Genomic DNA, 19,082 nt, shown 5'->3' on the forward strand with positions numbered 1-19,082 from the left:
TTATAATCCTATAAATATATTACATAAAATTAAAATTTTAGTTATGCCAATATCACTTGAATTTTATAACCACTTTTTTACCTGATATATTCTCTAAAAACGGCCTGAATATAAGCCCGGCGTTTTCGCGGGCTTTGGCCAGCAAGTTCATTTCAGTAGCAGTGGCCAGCATCTTTTTTTCGGCCAGTTTATATACATCCTCTACCATTTCTTTGCTTTTATCGGCAAACCAAACACCCGATACATCGTACACCCGCGACTTCCCATGATCCAGCTTAACGTAGCAAACCTCGGGCCGGGGCAGCGTTATTTCAACCGTATCCTTGCGTTGCGTAATGTCTTGCTTTTTAACTTTGGTAAGGTCGATGCATGCTGTTACCTCGCCCACCGCTACAAACAGCACCCTTGAATCGGGCAGGATAGTATGCAGTTCCTTTTTTTCAACCACATCCTTCATGGCGTATTTAACCAGTTCCAGTTTACCCATGGCAATTACTTTACTTACCATGGCATCTTCGGTAACCTGGGTGCGGGTGGTAGTAAATTCGTGCTTGATATAAAAGAAAAGAAAGATCAAAAAACCGGTAATGACCAGGGCAAATGTAAGCGTAAGCGAAATACGGGAACGGGAGGTATTGAACATGGCGGTTGCTATATACCATACCTACAAACAAAAATAGCGATGGTTTGCACCATCGCTATCTGTACGGATATTTATTGCTGTGATTAAGCGTAAGTAACGTTCAACGTAATAGGTACGCTCAGCGCTTTTGATACTATACAGCCCGATTTCGCGCCTTCTGCTACTTCTTTAAATTTCGCCTCGTCAACACCGTCAATAACAGATGCCTTAAGTTCCAGGTGGATGCCTTTAATTTCCAAAGCCTGCATATCCAGGTCAAGGATGGCGTCGGTAGTCAGGTCGCCGGGGGTAATGCCCTGTTGCGTTAAAGCTGCGCCTACTGCCATGGTGAAGCAGCCTGCGTGTGCGGCGGCAATCAGTTCTTCGGGATTCGTGCCTACACCATCCGCAAAGCGGGTTTTAAAAGAGTATTGTGTTTTGTTAAGGATAGTGCTTTGTGTGGTAATTTCGCCCTTACCTTCTTGCAGGGTACCGTTCCAATGTGCGTTTGCTGTGCGTTTCATAGTTTTATGTTTTTCTGAGTTTTTGCTAAAATAGCGATATGTTGGGTTGAATAAAAATTATCTGTGTTAAGTATTCATAAATATCATCATGGTTATTTAACTCACCCCGCCCCGATAACTATCGGGAACGCTTCGCTGGTCGACCCTCTCTGCTGCGCAATATGGTTTTTGCTTTTCCTCCCTCTCCTTCGGAGAGGGCTGGGGAGAGGCTCCTACCATTTTGCCCGCTCGTACTGTACCGGCCATTTAACTTCCTGCCCCAACTCGTGCGCTGCGCGTAGCGGGAAGTGCGGGTCGCGAAGAAACTCGCGGGCCATAATTACCAGGTCGGCCAGCCCGTTTTGGATGATCTCGTCTGCTTGTTTGGCTTCGGTTATCAAACCTACCGCACCGGTTAATATATCAGCGTTCTTTTTAATCGCTTCGGCAAATTCAACCTGGTAACCCGGCTTAAGCGGGATCTGCGCGCCGGCAACATTACCACCGGTAGAACAGTCTACCAGGTCCACACCTTTTTCTTTTAATATTTTTGCTAACGCGACAGAATCGTCTATCGTCCACGCGCCTTCCGTCCATTCTGTTGTCGACAGCCTTACAAACATTGGATAATCCGCAGGCCAAACTTCATTTACGGCATAGATAATTTCCAGCAGCAGGCGGATACGGTTCTCGAACGAGCCGCCGTATTCATCTGTGCGTTTGTTGCTATGCGGCGACAGGAATTCATTGATCAGATAACCATGGGCACCATGCAATTCAATCACCTTAAAACCGGCTGCAATTGACCGTACGGTAGCGGCTTTAAAATCAGTTATTACTTTAGCTATGCCAGCTTTGTCTAATTCAGTTGGGGCGGTTTCGCTGCTGCTAAAGGGTATGGCGCTTGGCGCAAAAGTTTCCCAGCCATTATCGTCGGTAGATTGTAATTGTTTGCCGCCGTTCCAAGGTTCGGTGTGGCTTGCTTTACGGCCGGCATGTGCCAGCTGTATACCTGCGACTGCGCCGTGGTTTTCAATAAAGGTTGTTATTTCTTTCAGCTTCGCGATGTGTTCGTCTTTGTAGATCCCCAAATCGGCAAAGGTTATACGGCCCTCGGGCGATACTGCAGCTGCTTCGGTAATTACCAGGCCCGCGCCTCCAACCGCCCGGCTGCCTAAATGCACCAGGTGCCAGTTATTGGCAAACCCATCTACGCTGGAATATTGGCACATGGGCGATACCACAATGCGGTTTTTAAATTCGATACTTTTTATTTTTATGGGAGAAAATAGATGTGACATATTAATTGTGTTTAGGCAAATATGGAAAAGAAACCAACATTGCGTTTCACAGTTTTGTCATTTACCCCGATGCCGTATTTATTTACCTGCAAATTAGCTGCTATCAACAATATCACCCGCTAATTGCGCTGGGCTTCATCCGCAAATTTGTCGTTTTCCTTTTTACTTTTCACCAATAGCACTTCGTCATTATCAAGTGGCAGGTAACCATATTCGTAACAGAAAAAGTAACGCGCGCCTGCCTGGGTTTTAAAACTGCTGGTAAAATAGTCGAAATCGAAGCCGTTCACCAGCATTTTCTCGCGGTTGGTTTTGGTTTTGCCCGATGGGTTCAGTTCCTCTATAATCCGCCTGTTACGGCGTAAGATATTATTGATGTTACGCACCAAATTATAGCTATTGCTGTTAAGCTGGTTGTTGTAATTATTGCGGCACAGGTCGTTACAAAACTTTTTATCCGCGCGGCCATGCAGGGTTGTACCGCAATCCAGGCATTTTCTTTCGGCTGTCATACCTTAAAGATACATAATTATTTATCCGTTTGCAAACGCTTGCAAACGGATACAAGCGCTTATAACTAATTAGTAACCGACTAATCTTTAGTTCTCTCTGCAAATTTGTACCGTTCATAATTATTAAAATAAACACAATGCAAAATGGCAACTATTAAAAACAGCGTAAGGCTAATTGGTAACGTGGGCATGGACCCAGATGTAAGGACTTTTGATAATAACCGCAAAATGGTGCGTTTATCTATCGCTACCAACGAAAGCTACAAGAACGACAAAGGCGAAAAAATATCCGATACCCAATGGCATAATATTGTGCTTTGGGGCGCGCAGGCCACCTTGGCCGAAACTTATTTAAAAAAAGGCGATTCGGTTATTATTGAAGGCAAACTGGCATCCCGCAATTACAACGACAAGGACGGCGTAAAGCGCTATGTAACAGAAGTTGTTGTGAATGAATTTATGAAAATGGGGAATAAAGAGTAAGCAAAAAGCGGACGGGGCGTGCGATTCTTTCCCTTGGGAAGGAGGAGGAAGGGGTTTAATGAAGTTGTAAGTAGCAAGTTGGAAACCCCTCCCTGGCCCTACATCTTCCATCGCACCCCTCCCATGGACGGAATTCTATTGTTAATTACGGCGTTGATACCGCAACCGGCAATACTTTACCGTTAAAAAAGCGGTGACCGGTTACGGCGAAATCGGCGATATATTTACCCATTTCAAATGCCATAACAGGTGACTCGTAACCGGGGAAGGCTTGTTCCAGCATTTCGGTTTGTGCGGACCCCAGTGCCAGGCAGTTCACTTTGATGCCTTGCTCAACCAATTCTTGCGCCAGGCATTCGGTTAGCGTGTGCAAGGCAGCTTTACTTGCCGAGTATGCCGACAGACCGTTAAACTTGGCGCTGCCCTGGAAACCGCCCATACTGCCAATATTAAGGATATGCGAGCCCTCGCCCATAAACTGCAGCAGGCTTTGGATGATGCGCACATGGCCTATATAGTTGCTTTGCAGCATTTCTACAAAATCGCTTTCAAGCAGTTGGGTAAATGGTTTATTGATAAGCACGCCCGCGTTATTCACAAGCACATCTACGCGGCTATCAAAATTGGCGGTAATAAATTGCTGCAAGCCGGCGTAATCATCGTGCACAATATCAAAAGCTATGGCATACAGTTCGCACTCGGGGTTAAGGCCTTTGGCAATTTCAAGCAAACGGGTAAGTTTATCCTGCGAACGCGCCAGGGCCATCACTTTATGCTTGCCTGATAATATTAATTCTAATACAGCTTCAAATCCTACACCGCTGCTGGCGCCTGTTATAATGATGTTCATAGTGTAAATGGATCTATTAATTCCACTTTATTGCCGAGTGATTTGAAATCGGCAATGTTATTAGTTAGCAAAGGTAAGTTTTGGACTGCCGCTGTAGCATAAATTATTGCGTCAGGGAGTTTTATGCGATGTTTTTTACGAATATCGATTGTGGCTTCTGCGATAGCGTCTGTTAATGGAATAACGGGTATCACATCACATAGATCGACCAAAAGCTCGTGCTCTGCCTTATTTTTAAATGCATACCCCAAAGCTTCGATCTTAGTTATAACTGAAATTGAAGCTTGATTTAAAATGATATTTGGTAATGTAAGGGTGTAATTTGATAGATAAATTAAGATGTTGGTATCAAAAATCACGATCCCATTCCTTTCTTATCTCGCGTTGCCATTCAACGGGGTCTTTAATATCCTTGAAAAGGTTTTTTCCTTTAGCCTTATCTAAAATTGAATTAATACGCGCGTATTGAGTTGATGGCTCGTTTAAGTTGGTATTGTTTTCAACAGCGATATTTTTAACATAGGGGATATCATGCAATATCTTCTTTAAAGATTCTGTATCCTCATCCTCTACTTGTATTATCAGCGTTGTCATACCCTAAATTACAACTAATAAATTAAATTATCAACCTCTCCTCTACCGGGTGTTTGATCAGGTACAGGCCATCGTTTATTAGTTTTTTATATTCCGGCTCTGTTGCTGCCTTTTGTTCCAGAAATTGCTTTATCTCGGTTGCTAAGGCAGGTTCTGCGTCCTCGTGCTCTAAAAGTTCTAAGATCTCTAAAGCACAAAGCCAGTCGTCGTGATGGAATTTTTGGAGCACCATCCATACATTACCTAAAAAGCCCAGGTCGCCGCCGGTATGCCTGCGGTCGCGTACCTGCTGGTAAAGCTTGTGCAGTTCTTTGGTCCTTTGGTCGTATTCGGGGTGGTGCGTGCCTGTGTTTGATTTGTATGCGATCTCCAGGAAAGCATCCTTATCGGCCGCGCCACAAAATACCGAAGTGATGGTTCCGCCCACGGCCATGTCGTAAATACCCCAGGCAGGGTCAAACAAAATGGATCCTTTTTCGTCCAAAACCGTACATTTTTCGATTTTGAAAAGGATAATTTTGCCATTTTCGGTGCTGATTTTAGTTAGTTTGCCGGCAACGGTAATGCCACTTTCAAAAATCAGGGAAACGTCTTTGCCGGTTTCAATTCCGGCAGCCGTCAGCTCATTGGCAGTAAAATCTTCCAGCGGCTTATCGTACCCCTTCAGCCTGCCAACGGGCGAGCTGAAACCGTCTTTATGATACTTTTTGCCGTGACCTTTTAATTGCTTGTTACCAACCGCCAAAGATGTTCCGCCCGTGGTTTTTATAAATGTTGGTTGGCCGTTTCCCTCCGTTTTAAATTCAGTGAACGTACCTGAAATCTGTAAGCCCGAACTGTAAACCGCGGTACAGGTATTCTTGCTGTCGATAGCCTTTTGTATCCCATAAGTACCGCCACGGCGAAACGACATGGTATCGGCGAACTCTTCGAGCACGTCTATCAGGTTTTGGAAAGTTGGGGTTACAAATAGCTGCGGCTGCGTTTTGGTGATATCGTAACTGTATTTAACCGCATCGATGGTATAAGGCAGCTTTTTCACCTCCTCCATCATACAGCTGGCGCTTTCGCCTATAGACGAGAGCAGCCCTGCGCCATAGATCTTCGGGTTGTCCAGCGTGCCTATCAGCCCGTATTCTACCGTCCACCAGTGCAGGCGGCTCAGCAGAGCCATTTCAGATGGTTCGCCCATGTTGTCCTGGTACCAGGCAACCAGTTCATCGGCCCTTTGTATTTCTTCGGGGTCGGCGTCGGGCATTTCCTTTAGTATTGATAAGGCACGGATAGCCTCGTATAATTCAAAGTCCTGCGAGCTGAACATGGCCTTCGCCCCTATCGACCCAAAATAACTGAGGTATTCGTGGTAATCCTTATCGGCGATAATAGGCGCATGGCCAGCCGACTCATGGATGATATCGGGCGCTGGTGTATATTCGATATGGTTTAACTGGCGGATATCGGCAGCAATAACCAGTACGCGGTAAGCCTGGTACTCCATAAAAGCGGCAGGGGGTATAAAACCATCCACCGTAACCGCGCCCCAGCCAATTTTGGCCAGCGCGTTATTCATGTCCTGCAGGTCGGGAATTTTCTCGATGGTAAGGCCAGCTTTTTGCAAACCGGGGATGTACGGATAGTAAGCTACATCTTTTAAATAACTATAATTTTGGCGCATAACGTACCGCCAAACGGCATGATCAACCGGGGTGTAATGGCCGTAATGCTGGTCTACAATAAATTGTTTTAAATGACTGGGCAATGCCGCAACCTGCGGGTTATTAAAATCATTAAAATCGCTCATTCCTTAGCTTTCGGGTTTATAATTAACCAAAATTAGGAAATTAGGTTTAGCTAAACAGCGATTGTATCAGATAAATTGCAGAAATATTACCTTTTATTGGGGTATAGAAAAGCGCTGAAAAATTAAATATTTTAAATAGATTGATTTTCAGAATTATCTTCTGTTTTGGGCAAACCATCTTCTAAACGGCTTGGGCGGATAACGTAATAAACACCCAGTAACGCTACCAGCAACGAAATGATATAGAACGTACCGGGCAGGAAGGTTGCCAGGCTTTCGTCCATCGGGAAAACCTTGGTAAGCTGTAAAAAAACGGTCTCGCGGATGCCTGCGCCGCCTATACTGATGGGAATAATAGTAGCCAGCGCCGAAATTAAAAAGGAAAGCAGGTAAGGCGAATACTTGCCCTCGAAATCCTGCCCTATCATAATAAAAACAATGGCTACCAGTTGCAGGCTTTGTACCCCTACCGCCTTTAAGTGCGCTTGCCAAAAATAATGGGTGTACTCCCTGAAAAATTTATAGGCCACAAAATAATAAATGGCCGAAGCCCCAATGAATATGCTTAGCGGGATACCAATGTGGATATCTATCTGAGGTATCAGGAAAATAAGCGCCACAATGATCAAACCTATAGCCCAAAGGCCGCTCAGCCTGTCGAACATGATAGCCCAGAAAACCTTTTTCGCGGGCAGCTTATAATTCTTTTTTAGTAAAAATATCTTGTAGCCATCGCCCCCAATACCACCCGGCAACAGGAAGTTGTAGAACAGCCCCAAAAGGTACAGCCTGAAATTGAACCGTGGGTCGAGTTTTAGTTTGATAGATTTAAAGAAGCTGGATAAACGCCACGAGGAGATCACTATGGAACCGAAAAAGCAAAGCATAGCGGCAAACATCCACCAGTAATTGGCATGCAGTAAGCGGAATTTAACCTTCTCTAAAGGCACTTTCCTGAAAACAAAGTAGAGCAGAACAGAGGTAACCGCAAATTTAAGCAACACCTTGGTAATGCTCCATAAACGCTGTTTCCATGTTTTTGGGGCAACCAGTTCCTGTGCTTCGTCCTCCTCGGCTTGTGCTAAGTCTTTCATTCGGGTGCAAAGGTAATAAATTAGTGATTAGTTGATTTGTGATCAGAGATTAGTTGTTGTTGGTAATTTGAGATTTGTGATTAGAGATTAGTTAGCACAATGTAATTCCAACTAATTACGGATTAACCGGCAGCGACTCAACTAATCTCTGATTAACTAATCACTAATCTCTAATTCCCACTATTCTCTAATCACTATTCTCTAATCACTAAAATAAAGTATTTTTGCGCAAATTTCTATCAGATATGAGTAAGGTAAAAGTTGGTATAGTGCAAATGACCTGCACGGCAAATAAGCAGGAAAACCTGGATAAGGCTATTGTTAAAGTACGCGAAGCTGCCGCCAAAGGCGCGCAGATTGTTTGCCTGCAGGAGCTTTTTACATCGCTGTATTTTTGCGATGAGGAAGATTACGATAACTTTAAACTGGCCGAACCTATCCCCGGCCCCTCAACTGATGCTTTGCAAAAAGTAGCCGGCGAACTGGGTGTAGTTATCATCGCATCGTTATTTGAAAAACGCGCGCAAGGCGTTTACCACAATACCACCGCCGTTTTAGATGCCGATGGCAGCTACCTGGGCAAATACCGCAAAATGCATATCCCCGATGACCCGGGCTTTTACGAGAAATTTTACTTCACCCCCGGCGACCTGGGCTACAAGGTTTTCAAAACCAAATTTGCTACCATAGGCGTGCTCATCTGCTGGGACCAGTGGTACCCCGAAGCTGCGCGTATTACCGCCTTAATGGGTGCCGAGATCCTGTTTTACCCAACCGCCATCGGCTGGGCAACCACGCAGGATGAGGCCACCAACATTAAACAATATAATGCCTGGCAAACCATCCAACGCGGCCATGCTGTTGCCAATGGGGTACACGTGGTAAGCGTTAACCGTGTTGGCGAAGAAGCCGGCGTAAAATTCTGGGGAGGCTCGTTCTTCGCCGATCCGTTTGGAGAGGTGTTACACCAAACAACAGTTGAACAGGAAGAAGTGGTGGTTAAAGAGCTTGACCTTGATCAGTCTGATTATTACCGCAGCCACTGGCCGTTTTTGCGGGACAGAAGAATTGACAGCTACCAGCCCATAACGAAGCGTTTACTGGATAACGATTAATCACACATGTCATTGCGAGCGATAGCGTGGCAACCTCGTCGCTCGCATATTGAACGCGACGAGATTGCCACGTCACTACGCTCCTCGCAATGACATATCTTTATATTGCTCTACCATGAACTATCAACCATCAACTATGAACTTCGCCGACTTAAAAGGCTTCCACTTCCCTGCTGAATGGGCACGTCAAGAAGCCATGTGGCTTAGCTGGCCGCACAAAGAAGCGTCATGGCCGGGCAAGTTGCCACTTATCTACCCGAAGTACTGCGAGTTTATTAAGGTGATTTCTGAGGGGCAAATCGTTCGTATAAACGTTGCTGATGAGCAAATGGCGGCGTTTGCCAAACAGCAGTTGTTATCAGCAGGGGTCGATCTAAAAAAAGTTGAATTTTATGATTTTCCAACTAACGATGCCTGGTGCCGCGACCATGGCCCGGCGTTCCTTGTTAATTATAACACAAAAGAAAAGGTAATTGTAGATTGGAATTATAACGCCTGGGGCGATAAATACCCTCCATATGATCTGGATGATGTTATCCCGACAAAAATTGCCAACCACTTTAACCTGCCGGTGTATCATCCCGGTATTGTGATGGAAGGCGGCTCGGTTGATTTTAACGGCGCGGGTACCTTGCTCACCACTACCGCCTGCCTGCTTAATAAAAACCGCAACCCGCATTTAAACCAGCAGCAAATAGAAGGCTACCTGCAAAACTACTACGGTGTGGAGCAGATCCTTTGGCTGGGCGACGGCATTGTAGGCGACGATACCGACGGCCATATTGATGATATCACCCGCTTTGTAAATGCCGATACGGTTGTAACCGTGGTTGAAGAAAACAAAAACGACGAGAACTACCACCTGCTGCAGGAAAACCTGCAAACCCTTAAAACCATGCGACTGATAAACGGCAAGCAGCTAAACATTGTAGAGCTACCCATGCCTGAACCGGTGATATACGACGGCCAGCGCTTACCTGCATCGTACGCCAATTTCTACATCGGAAACGCCGCCGTAGTTGTACCTACCTACCGTTCGCATCACGACGATAAAGCCCTGGATATTTTGCAAGGCTGCTTCCCCGACAGGAAAGTTGTAGGTATCGATTCAACAGATATTATCTGGGGGTTGGGGAGTTTCCATTGTTTAAGCCAGCAGGAACCGGCGGTGTAGGGTCGAGTTCAAAATCAAACCATGGAATGTTGAGCAGACCTTTTTTTCCGTATATGAAAACAGCGCTGCCAACAGGTGTTTTATAATAACTTTTTTCTGAAACATCTACCTCTCTAATATTCTGTCCGGGTAACCAAGGGTTTAATTTAAGGTGGTAATGTGCGCCTTTGCCACTGCTTATATATTCGTCAGCCACAGTGGTTGTAAAATTAGTGGGTGTCGACCTGTCGAAAAAGCAATTAACAACAATAGTGTTTGCAAAACCATATAAAAACGATATTACCACCATTGCAGCAATTTGCCCTTTAGCAACGCCTTTGATTTTATTGATACCTGTGCTGTACAACAAAATAAATAAGGCTACCGTAACACCCGCTACAATTGGCCATGCATTGGCAAATGAAAGCACCTCATATTCTGCAATTGCCAATATAAAAACGTTAATAACAGACATTGTAAGCCCTAAAATTATACCCATGTGCAAGCTTCTTTGGCTTGCACCTACAAATTTTATAAGGCCATTGCTAAACCTCATGATAGCTATGCCCAAAAGCGGGTATAGGGCGCCGGTCCAAAAAGACACAGAGCTATTCCTGACAAATATTAAGATAAAGCACATAACTAACCCCCAGATGTTATAAGCTACAGCGATTTGCCTCATCTTGCTGATTTTAGCTTCACGTTCCTCGGGGGTATAACCTAAAGAATTATCGTTTAACAGCGCCTCCTTTTCCTTTTCCAGATCTACTTTATCCAGATCAGTAAATTTTTCACGCAGCCATTTTGTTAATTCCTCAGATTTAGCAAGATCATCGTAATTGCTGATGTTTATTCGGGAATAAGAAACATCTATTGGTTCAATGATAATAATTTTAGACTCAATTCTCACCCCTTTAATATTGTCAAATTTTAAAGTTTTACTGTAAAAAAGGCGCGCCCTTGTAATGCTTGTTTCAGTTACAGTCACTTTACTTTTGAATATATTGATGAGTACGCACAAGCAAACCAGTATTGGGATTAAAATAAAAACATACAAACTACTATCATGTGGTGGCTTTGAGATAATTAAATAGCTAAAAAACACTATCATCCCGCCTGTTAATAGCCCATATAATATCTTACTAAAAACACCAACCTTATACTCGTGTTCCATTGCAATTATTTAGATTTTCTAAAATATCTAAATTTATAAAGATCCCCCAACCTAATTTTTTACCGACAATTCTCCCCCCCTTACCGACTACTTTAATCATATTGCCAATATTGGGTTTGCATATGTGTAATCTTACATTAGTTTTGGTTAACAATTTAAAATAGAAGAAGACCATGTCAAACAATATAGATCTCCAGAACAAAACACCCAAAGGCAAAGTAATGGCCGGGCTGTTATTGCTGTTAGTAGGCGGCGTTATGCTTTTACAGCAACTCAATGTATTTTTCATTCCCGATTCGGTATCCCTGTGGCCGCTATGGCTTATATTTTGGGGCCTTGTTGTGGGTGCCAAAAACAATTTCCAAAAACCATCGGGCGTTATGCTGATAGGTTTAGGTGTAATTTTTATGCTTACTTCAAACCTGCATAACTCAAGCGGCTTTGTATGGCCGGCAGCTCTTATAGGTATTGGTTTATGGATAATATCAAAAAAGAACAGCCACACCAACATTAATACCGGCAACGATTACTGGGACAAAAAATACCAGGCTAACCCGTTTACTACAGAAAAACCTTTGGCAAATTTTGATACCGAAGAAGGAGATACTGCCGAAAGCACTACCGAGCCGGCAGGCAATTACAGGCCTTCGCCCGAGGATTTCCTGAACGCTACAGCCATATTTGGCGGCGTTAATAAAACCATTCTGTCAAAAAACTTCAGGGGCGGCGATATCACCAACATATTTGGCGGCACCGAGCTTGATTTTACGCAGGCAGATATCCACGGGCGGGTTATTATAGACATTACCCAAATGTTTGGCGGTACAAAAATAATAGTACCATCTAACTGGCACGTGGTACCAGACCTGGCCGCCGTATTTGCGGGTGTAGATGATAAACGCATTAAACACGCGCAGGTTAATACTACCGATAAAGTTTTAGTACTTAAAGGTGTATCGGTGTTTGCCGGTGTTGATATCCGCAGCTATTAATTTTAATCCAACTTATTATTTATAAATATAATTAAGGGAGAACATGTTATGAATTGGTATGTAGCAAAATTAGTTTTCAGGGTGATAAGCGGCAATGGCGACCATAACGCGCAGTTTGACGAACAACTGCGGCTGATAAATGCCGGTACCGAAATTGAAGCTTATGAAAAAGCAAGCAATATTGGCCACGCCAACCAGGATAGCTTTGTTAACGTACAAAAGCAAACCGTTAAATGGCAGTTTATTGATGTTGCCGAACTGAACGCTTTAAGCGGCTTAACAGATGGTACCGAACTATACTATAACATACACGAAGCACCCGACCCCGACCTTTACATTGCCTGGGCACACCATAAAAGCGCCCTGTTGGGTGCAAAAAACTAAACCATCACCATAAATAAAAAGCTTTGGCGTCATCACAAATATCGCAATCGAAATTACTTGGGGCTTTTGCAGTCTGCGGGTTGGCATGGGCCGGCCTGCAAGGCTACATTATCCATAGCTTCGGTTTCCCCTGGATGACGGCCGTTACCGACAGCCTGATGAGCGCTGTGCTGTTATCGGGCGCGTGCTGGCTTATCAACAACAACCTGCGTTATTACCAGCCCGACAAAGAAAGCTACATATACCTGCTTATATGGTGTGCCGCGCTTGCTGCCGCCTGTATTGCCGGTTGCCGTTACATATTGCCGCTGTTTAACATGGGGCAGGTGTACTTTAACTTTCTGCAGCAATCGTTGGTTATCAGGTTTTTTACCCTGTTTTTAGCCATCGGGTGGATGGCCATGATCAGCGCGCTGTGGTACTCGCAGCTGGATCACAAAAAAACCGTCGAGCGCAAAACCGAAGCCGAAAAACTTGCCCGTGATGCCGAGCTTTATAATCTTAGGCAGCAATTACAGCCACACTTTTTATTTAACAGCCTAAACTCTATCAACGCGCTTATTGGCTTTAAGCCCGAGCTGGCCCGCAAAATGATCCACCAGCTCTCTGATTTTTTACGCGGTACCCTTAAAAAAGACGATCAGCTTTTGGTACCGCTGAACGATGAACTGACGCATTTGAATTTATACCTGGAGATTGAGAAAGTACGCTTTGGCCACCGCCTGCAAACCGAGATAAGCTGCGACGAAAAATGCGGCGAGGCCACGCTGCCATCCATGCTGTTGCAGCCCCTGGTAGAGAATGCTATAAAGTTTGGTTTGTATGATACCACAGGCGAGGTTACCGTGAGCATCCGTGCCGAAACGGAAGAGCAGTACCTTATTATCATGATACAAAACCCTTACGACCCAAAAACCAGCCGCCCGCGTAAAGGCACCGGTTTTGGCTTAAGCGGGGTACAACGCCGCCTTTATTTGATATTTGCCCGTAACGATTTGATGGAAACTCACGCAAATGATAATATATTTACAACCATAATAAAAATACCGCAGTTATGATCAGCGCTTTAATTATCGACGACGAGCCTTTGGCCCGTATGGTTGTACAGGAATATTTGCAGGCTTTCCCCCAGATAGAGGTTTTGCAGGAATGCGGCGACGGCTTTGAAGGCCTTAAAGCCATACAACAGCACCAGCCCGACCTGATATTCCTGGATGTGCAAATGCCAAAAATTAACGGTTTCGAGATGCTGGAACTGGTTGATAACCCGCCTGCTGTAATATTTGCCACCGCGTTTGATGAATACGCCATAAAAGCATTTGAAGCTCACGCGGTTGATTATCTTTTAAAACCCTTCAGTAAAGAGCGTTTTACCAAAGCCATAGAAAAACTTTTAGCACAGGCACCGGCCGGCCCTACCCCGGTAACCAAAACAAACCCCTTGCTTGACGAAGCCGCGCAATCGCCCGCGCAAAACGAACGCATTGTGGTAAAAACCGGCACCAAAGTAAAAATTATAGCCGTGCAGGATGTTGAATACCTGCAAGCCGACGATGATTATGTAAGCGTGATCACCGCCGAAGGCGCCTTCCTGAAAAACAAGACGATGGCCTTCTTCGAGAAGACTTTGGACCCACGTTATTTTGTGCGGGTGCACCGCTCCTATATTATCGCCATACAGCAAATAACCCGCTTAGACCCGTACGAAAAAGACAGCCACCTGGCCATCCTGAAATCGGGCGCCAAGATCCCGGTTAGTAAAACAGGGTATGTGAAGTTGAAACAAGTGTTGGGGATATAAGAAGCTTGTCCATCTGAAAACCTGTTGTCATCCTGAACGATAGTGAAGGATCTCTCGCCGAAATGCATCTTCGGGATCAGATGCTTCACTATCGTTCAGCATGACACTTTTTAAATTTTTATTTTCAAACTAATTTTTCTACTCTGCAACAGCCTATGTCAGTCTGAGCTTGTCGAAGACTTGTATGACTTGTTAATGGTTCGACAGGCTTACCATGATATTTTCTTGTTTACTGTTGTTTTCAAACTAAATATTTAGGTATATTTATCAAACCAATTATTTGATAGATGCCTAAGCTATTTTTTATACTGCTCTTAATGTTCGCGCCGGTAATAAAACCTATCGATCTGCCCGATAGCAAACGGGCAAGCACGGCCCGTACTGCTATATGGCCAAAACTGCAGCAAGAATTAAATGACCGGGGCTTCGACAAAAAATACCGCCTGTATATCCGCATCATTAAACAACTGGACCAACTGGAAGTATGGGCCAAAAAAGGCAATAAATACGAATTGTTTAAACGTTATAACATTTGCTACTACTCGGGCGATCTGGGTACCAAAACACGCAAAGGTGATGGTAAAAGCCCGGAAGGTTTTTATAGTATAGGAGCTAACCAGCTAAACCCGGTAAGCAACTACCATCTTTCCATCAATATCGGCTACCCCAACAAGTTAGAAAAACTAAAAGGCTACACAGGTGATGCCATCATGATCCATGGCCGTTGCGCATCTATCGGCTGTTACGCCATGACAAACCCATCCATCGAAGAAATTTACACCCTGGTTTATAAAGCGCTTGAAACCGGCCAAAAAGATATAGGACTGGCAATATTTCCGTTTAAGCTTGATAATGAACATTTGAAGAAATTTGCCGGCTCGCCCTATTATTTATTTTGGAAAATGATGCAGCCTGGTTACGAATTGTTCGAGAAAACGCATATTCCGCCCCTGGTTGGTGTTAATAGGCAGCAGTACAGTTTTAAGTAAATACTCCTATTTCTCTAACCGCCAAATCTTTTCTGTAACCTGTGCACCGGCCAATTCTTTTTTAAATTGATCATTGCTTTTAAATTTCAGTGTAGCAAGTGTTCTGCTTTCTAAACTTAAAGTAAAGCTAACATCTTCAAAAGGCCATGGCTTTATGGTGAGTGTGCCGTTATCTTTTCGCATCAGTTTATACTGCTTATCATCGGGCCCCCGGCTCACTTCTATAGTGCGGTTTTCGGGCTGCACCTCGTGCTGGGCGAGTAATAACGAAAAGGCATCGCACCATTCCATCAAACCGTAGGCATGGTCAATCTCTTTTTGGGTGATGCCAAGTTCTTTCATCCATTGCTTTTGCAGTTTTTCCTGTTCTGCCAGGAAGGATCTTACCCCGGGTTTTGTCTCCCCCTCCCCTTTGTGCAAAAAACTCATGTGTACCGATGTAAGCAAGGCAATGTAGCGGCTTTTAGATACCGAAAAATTGTGCAGGCGCTGGCAATGTTCCGCCTCAAATTTTTTCATACTAAAATCAACGGGGCCACCTTGCGTGGTAAGCAAGTCGTCAGCTTCCAGTTCTGTTTGGGCATCGTCGTGGTCGGCAATGGCAATAAGGGTTTCTGTCCAGCGCTCGGGGCGATCCTTTTTGCGCCACTGCATAGCAATTTGAGCGGCCAGCAAGCCATGCGCCCGTTGCGTTATTATTTCCCAGCCTTGTTCTGTGTAGTTAACTATCATTAAAGGGATAATGATCGGGAAGGGAAATTGTTTCCTCCAGCCCCCTGAAGGGAGAGCAGGGTATAAATACTAATATTATACTAAAAGTCTCCCCTAACGGGGGAGATTTAGAGGGGGCTTAACAGCACCATCCATGCCTCCATTACCAAACCATCATCCAGCAATTGTTTCGCCTTTAAATGCAGTTGCAGTTCGCGGGTTTGGCTGTCGCCGATGGTGGCATCGAAGATCTCCTTCATCTCATCGCTTTGGGCGTAGGCTTCAATCTCTTCGTCCGTCGGCAGTACCTCAACGTTGCCTAATTGCCCCAGGTTATTGCCTGTAAGCACTTTAGAACTGCGGATAGCATACGGAATGGCATCTACCCCAATACCTACGGTAGTAACCGGCTTTGCCACCTTAAACAGGTTATCGGCGGTAACACGGCAGTACCAGTCGGCACCCAGGCGGGCTACCAGGTCAATTTTCTCCTGATCGATGGTGCCGTTCTCATTTAAAATATCTTCCTTGATGTGAATATATTTGATCTCGGCAATGACCAGGTTACCTGCGCCGGGCGTATCAGCCAGGCTAATGATATCCCTTACCACACACTCCAGTTGCACCGGCGATTCGGCCACGCGGGGTGGCTTTACCAATACGGATGGTTGTTCGGTTAAGCCTGCTTTAATAAATTCGTTTACCCCTGCCGGGTACTCTACGCTTGATAAGGAAACCTGCTGCACCATATCGTAATTAACAATATTGATCACAACTTCGGGCACCTGTTTCAAGTTCTCCAGCGTATGCTTGGTGGTATTATCCCTCACCCTGCGGCTTGGCGAGAATACGCATACCGGCGGGTTAACGCTAAAAACGTTAAAAAAACTAAACGGACTAAGGTTTACATTGCCATCCTTATCTACTGTTGATGCCAGGCAAATAGGCCTGGGCGCCACCGCATGGTTAAGGTAGGCCTGGATCTGTAGCGGGGAAAGGTCTTTTATATCGAGGGTTAGCATGGTGAGGTGTTGTAAAGTTGAAATGTTGTAAGGTTGAAATGTTATTTTTTCTTCTTGTTTGCCTCAAACTCTTTTAAATAGGCAATCAAAGTTTTCGTTTTACCGGAAAACTCCAAACTCTTACTGTATAAATCATCAAATGTCGACTGTTCTATCTTCCCTGCTGAAATTAAAATTGTTAGTTTATTCCTAAATTCTCCAGACGAACCCTTGGCATAATTAAGGAATCTAATAAAATCAGGATTGTTATTATATTCAAATCCTTCGGCGATATTGTCCGACATTGAACATGCTGCCCGTCTAATCTGGTCTTTCATTCCCCAATCTGATTTTAAAGGCTCAGAGTCGCATAAAATATAAACCTGAACAGCAATTGCCACTGCAATCTTCCATATCTCTAAATCTTCGAACTTATCAATTTTGGGCATAGACAATCAACATTTCAACCTTCCAACATTTCAACTTTCAAACTTTACAACTTCTTCAATCCTAAAATTGAAAAATCATCTTTACTTTTTTTAATAATATTGCCCAGCATACCCAGTCCGGTTATCTCCATTTCAACCAGGTCGTTTGGCTGTAACCATTGGGTTTGGTAATTAGGGTCGTTTAGCAAGCCTGTTCCGTTAAGCTCCAAAAAGCAGCCTGTACCTACCGTACCCGAGCCTATTACATCACCCGGCAGCACATCGCAGCCATACGCACAGCGTTCAATGATCTCGGCAAAGGTCCAGTCCATATCGGCCATATTGCCGCTGCTTACCTGTTTACCGTTTACCACGCACTTCATTTCCAGGTTGTAAGTAACGCCGGTGTGTCCCTCTTTTGGCGAAGTTTTATACTGTTCCAATTCATCGGGGGTAACCAGCCAGGGGCCAATTACGGTCGAAAAATCTTTTCCTTTGGCCGGGCCGAGGTTCAGCAGCATTTCTTCCATTTGAAGGGTACGGGCGCTCATGTCGTTCATGATCATGTAACCCGCAATAAAACTGTCCGCATCAGCTGCTTTTATATTACGGCCTTTTTTGTTGAGCACCACAGCTACTTCCAGTTCAAAATCAAGTTTCTGGAAATGGTCGGGCATGCATTCAATTTCGCCGGGGCCTTGTATGGCGTTGTGGTTAGTAAAGTAAAATATGGGGTACTGGTCAAACTCGGCTATCATATCCACCTTGCGGTTACGGCGCGCGGCGGCAACATGCTGGCGGAAAGCGTACCCGTCGCGGCACGATGTGGGGTGCGGTACGGGTGCCATCAGCTCGTAAAACAACTCCTCTTTGGCCTGGATTTTAGCAGACCTGATGGACTCGTTCACCTTTTTAGCGCGGTCCATCAGTTCATCGCCGCCCCATAAAAATTCATTCATATTGTCGGGGATCAGCTTATCGCACGAGTGCAGATTGAAGATATGCCCGTTTATGTAGATGCCTAAATGTTCCCGGTCTTCGGTTTTGTAGGATACTAATTTCATATAATATAATTAGTGGTTTATTGGTTTAGTGATTTCATTTTGTGTACGAACCTCGCAAACGATCTATCGGCACAAAACGCTCTTAATTATAATTGGTTTATTGGAAATCAAAAGTAGCAAAATAGTTGATTGATGAACAGTTATCCGGATAGCTAACATTCCTTGCACCTATATAATTAAATTTGATACAAGTGGTGGCGCCATTTTGTCAGTATTTTATTTACAAATAATTGACCATCAATAATTTATAAAAATTAGCCTGAATGTGCAAACGTGAACGTGAACATTTGCCCTCATTTATCGACCAGAAAATCGTTGAAAGCCAATATTCAACCACTCATTAAAAACTATGCTTGCATATTAAATTTAGATAGCGTAATTTTGATATTAATGATGAGCATTAAAAAACAGTTTTACTTTTCCCTCGGGCTTACTTCTATGAGTAATTCGTCTTCTTTCAGGGATGCTGTGCTCTCTAAGATCGCCTTGGCGCAATTCTAATTTTTGTTG

22 protein-coding genes are annotated in these 19,082 nt (G+C 44.3%); 8 read left to right on the forward strand and 14 right to left on the reverse strand.

What is annotated here, in order from left to right:
- Positions 1–52: 52 nt before the first annotated feature.
- From EWM62_RS10735 to EWM62_RS10750, 4 genes are all read right to left on the reverse strand, one after another.
- A complete protein-coding gene (locus tag EWM62_RS10735) occupies positions 53–643 on the reverse strand; it encodes a DUF4230 domain-containing protein (protein ID WP_129876668.1) in 591 nt (196 codons plus the stop codon).
- Positions 644–726: 83 nt separating this feature from the next.
- On the reverse strand, positions 727–1,146 hold the full coding sequence (locus EWM62_RS10740) for an OsmC family protein (RefSeq protein ID WP_129876669.1): 420 nt from the start codon (positions 1,144–1,146) through the stop codon (positions 727–729).
- 212 nt (positions 1,147–1,358) lie between these two features.
- Complete coding sequence (gene namA, locus EWM62_RS10745; RefSeq protein WP_129876670.1) at positions 1,359–2,426, reverse strand: NADPH dehydrogenase NamA; 1,068 nt, start codon at positions 2,424–2,426, stop codon at positions 1,359–1,361.
- A gap of 119 nt (positions 2,427–2,545) precedes the next feature.
- On the reverse strand, positions 2,546–2,938 hold the full coding sequence (locus EWM62_RS10750) for a hypothetical protein (RefSeq protein ID WP_129876671.1): 393 nt from the start codon (positions 2,936–2,938) through the stop codon (positions 2,546–2,548).
- Positions 2,939–3,082: 144 nt separating this feature from the next.
- On the opposite strand from EWM62_RS10750, the gene EWM62_RS10755 reads away from it, so the two are divergent.
- A complete protein-coding gene (locus EWM62_RS10755) occupies positions 3,083–3,421 on the forward strand; it encodes a single-stranded DNA-binding protein (RefSeq protein ID WP_129876672.1) in 339 nt (112 codons plus the stop codon).
- A 145-nt stretch (positions 3,422–3,566) separates the two neighbouring features.
- Here the strand turns inward: EWM62_RS10755 and EWM62_RS10760 are convergent, their stop codons facing one another.
- The 5 genes from EWM62_RS10760 to EWM62_RS10780 all read right to left on the reverse strand — a co-directional run bounded on the left by EWM62_RS10760 (position 3,567) and on the right by EWM62_RS10780 (position 7,760).
- Positions 3,567–4,271, reverse strand: coding sequence for an SDR family NAD(P)-dependent oxidoreductase (locus EWM62_RS10760; protein WP_129876673.1), 705 nt, complete (start codon positions 4,269–4,271; stop codon positions 3,567–3,569).
- Positions 4,268–4,630: a type II toxin-antitoxin system VapC family toxin gene (locus tag EWM62_RS10765; protein WP_162499828.1), complete on the reverse strand. Its 363-nt coding sequence runs from the start codon at positions 4,628–4,630 to the stop codon at positions 4,268–4,270. Before EWM62_RS10765 ends, EWM62_RS10760 begins: the two co-directional genes overlap by 4 nt.
- Positions 4,620–4,865, reverse strand: a complete 246-nt coding sequence (locus EWM62_RS10770; protein ID WP_129876675.1) for a hypothetical protein — start codon at positions 4,863–4,865, stop codon at positions 4,620–4,622. Before EWM62_RS10770 ends, EWM62_RS10765 begins: the two co-directional genes overlap by 11 nt.
- Before the next feature lie 22 nt (positions 4,866–4,887).
- Entirely contained in the window at positions 4,888–6,666 is a 1,779-nt protein-coding gene (locus tag EWM62_RS10775) for an aromatic amino acid hydroxylase (RefSeq protein ID WP_129876676.1), read from the reverse strand.
- A gap of 131 nt (positions 6,667–6,797) precedes the next feature.
- A complete protein-coding gene (locus EWM62_RS10780) occupies positions 6,798–7,760 on the reverse strand; it encodes a lysylphosphatidylglycerol synthase transmembrane domain-containing protein (protein ID WP_129876677.1) in 963 nt (320 codons plus the stop codon).
- A gap of 245 nt (positions 7,761–8,005) precedes the next feature.
- Here EWM62_RS10780 and EWM62_RS10785 point away from each other — a divergent pair, with 245 nt between their 5' ends.
- Entirely contained in the window at positions 8,006–8,875 is an 870-nt protein-coding gene (locus tag EWM62_RS10785) for a carbon-nitrogen hydrolase (protein WP_129876678.1), read from the forward strand.
- Positions 8,876–9,011: 136 nt separating this feature from the next.
- The gene (locus tag EWM62_RS10790; protein ID WP_238989329.1) at positions 9,012–10,049 is read left to right on the forward strand and encodes an agmatine deiminase family protein; all 1,038 of its coding nucleotides are present in this window, start codon (positions 9,012–9,014) and stop codon (positions 10,047–10,049) included.
- Here the strand turns inward: EWM62_RS10790 and EWM62_RS10795 are convergent.
- Positions 9,994–11,202, reverse strand: a complete 1,209-nt coding sequence (locus EWM62_RS10795) for a hypothetical protein (RefSeq protein WP_129876680.1) — start codon at positions 11,200–11,202, stop codon at positions 9,994–9,996. The genes EWM62_RS10790 and EWM62_RS10795 overlap by 56 nt on opposite strands.
- 173 nt (positions 11,203–11,375) lie before the next feature.
- Between EWM62_RS10795 and EWM62_RS10800 the strand changes: the two genes are divergently transcribed.
- The 5 genes from EWM62_RS10800 (at position 11,376) to EWM62_RS10820 (ending at position 15,368) form a co-directional block, all read left to right on the forward strand.
- The gene (locus tag EWM62_RS10800; RefSeq protein ID WP_129876681.1) at positions 11,376–12,194 is read left to right on the forward strand and encodes a LiaF transmembrane domain-containing protein; all 819 of its coding nucleotides are present in this window, start codon (positions 11,376–11,378) and stop codon (positions 12,192–12,194) included.
- 48 nt (positions 12,195–12,242) lie between these two features.
- Positions 12,243–12,578: a DUF4288 domain-containing protein gene (locus EWM62_RS10805; protein ID WP_129876682.1), complete on the forward strand. Its 336-nt coding sequence runs from the start codon at positions 12,243–12,245 to the stop codon at positions 12,576–12,578.
- A 23-nt stretch (positions 12,579–12,601) separates the two neighbouring features.
- Positions 12,602–13,636 carry a sensor histidine kinase gene (locus EWM62_RS10810; protein ID WP_238989330.1) on the forward strand — a complete coding sequence of 345 codons (1,035 nt, stop codon included), beginning with the start codon at positions 12,602–12,604 and terminating at the stop codon, positions 13,634–13,636.
- Positions 13,633–14,379, forward strand: a complete 747-nt coding sequence (locus EWM62_RS10815) for a LytR/AlgR family response regulator transcription factor (RefSeq protein ID WP_129876683.1) — start codon at positions 13,633–13,635, stop codon at positions 14,377–14,379. The genes EWM62_RS10810 and EWM62_RS10815 overlap by 4 nt, the downstream gene beginning before the upstream one ends.
- 287 nt (positions 14,380–14,666) lie before the next feature.
- Positions 14,667–15,368: a L,D-transpeptidase family protein gene (locus EWM62_RS10820; protein ID WP_129876684.1), complete on the forward strand. Its 702-nt coding sequence runs from the start codon at positions 14,667–14,669 to the stop codon at positions 15,366–15,368.
- A gap of 6 nt (positions 15,369–15,374) precedes the next feature.
- On the opposite strand, the gene EWM62_RS10825 is transcribed toward EWM62_RS10820, so the two are convergent.
- From EWM62_RS10825 to EWM62_RS10840, 4 genes are all read right to left on the reverse strand, one after another.
- Positions 15,375–16,100 carry a DUF3891 family protein gene (locus EWM62_RS10825; RefSeq protein ID WP_129876685.1) on the reverse strand — a complete coding sequence of 242 codons (726 nt, stop codon included), beginning with the start codon at positions 16,098–16,100 and terminating at the stop codon, positions 15,375–15,377.
- 107 nt (positions 16,101–16,207) lie between these two features.
- Positions 16,208–17,101: a flavin reductase family protein gene (locus EWM62_RS10830; protein WP_129876686.1), complete on the reverse strand. Its 894-nt coding sequence runs from the start codon at positions 17,099–17,101 to the stop codon at positions 16,208–16,210.
- Between the two features lie 41 nt (positions 17,102–17,142).
- Positions 17,143–17,529 (reverse strand): four helix bundle protein, encoded by a 387-nt coding sequence (locus EWM62_RS10835; RefSeq protein WP_129876687.1) that lies wholly within the window; start codon positions 17,527–17,529, stop codon positions 17,143–17,145.
- A 44-nt stretch (positions 17,530–17,573) separates the two neighbouring features.
- Entirely contained in the window at positions 17,574–18,572 is a 999-nt protein-coding gene (locus EWM62_RS10840; protein ID WP_129876688.1) for a fumarylacetoacetate hydrolase family protein, read from the reverse strand.
- Positions 18,573–19,082 lie beyond the last annotated feature (510 nt).

The organism is Mucilaginibacter terrigena (genome assembly GCF_004168255.1).
Lineage (GTDB): Bacteria > Bacteroidota > Bacteroidia > Sphingobacteriales > Sphingobacteriaceae > Mucilaginibacter > Mucilaginibacter terrigena.